The organism is Treponema sp. R6D11, from assembly GCF_054786075.1.
In genome coordinates, this window is record NZ_BDHD01001227.1 from 1 (window position 1) to 354 (window position 354).

Annotated in this window: 1 protein-coding gene; it reads right to left on the bottom strand. The window is 33.9% G+C overall.

The annotated features are described in order from the left end of the window. Positions 1-354, bottom strand: a 354-nt coding sequence (locus ACYVTD_RS18210; protein ID WP_461249010.1) for a PCRF domain-containing protein, incomplete at both ends; no start/stop codon positions are given.

The window sequence follows — 354 nt, forward strand, 5'->3', positions numbered from 1 at the left end:
TATCTGCCCAGTCGCAACTTTCTGTACCACCTGCCCCAGGATGTATAGTTATTAGGCAGTTGTTTGCATCATATGGCCCGGACAACAATGTTTCCAGTCTAAATTTTTCACTTTGATTTTCTAATTTTGATAGTTTAGATGCGATTTCGCCATTGAGCTCGTTTGTCTCTTCCTCTTCCGCCATGGAAATCAAGATTTCTATTTCTTCTGTTAGGGTCTTCAAATTTTCGAATTTTTGTATTTTGTTTTCGATTATATTAATATTTTTTAGAACTTTGCGGGAATTTTCAATATTGTTATAAAAATCCTGTTCTGTTGATTTGTTTTTAAGTAATGATAATTCCGCATTCAAAG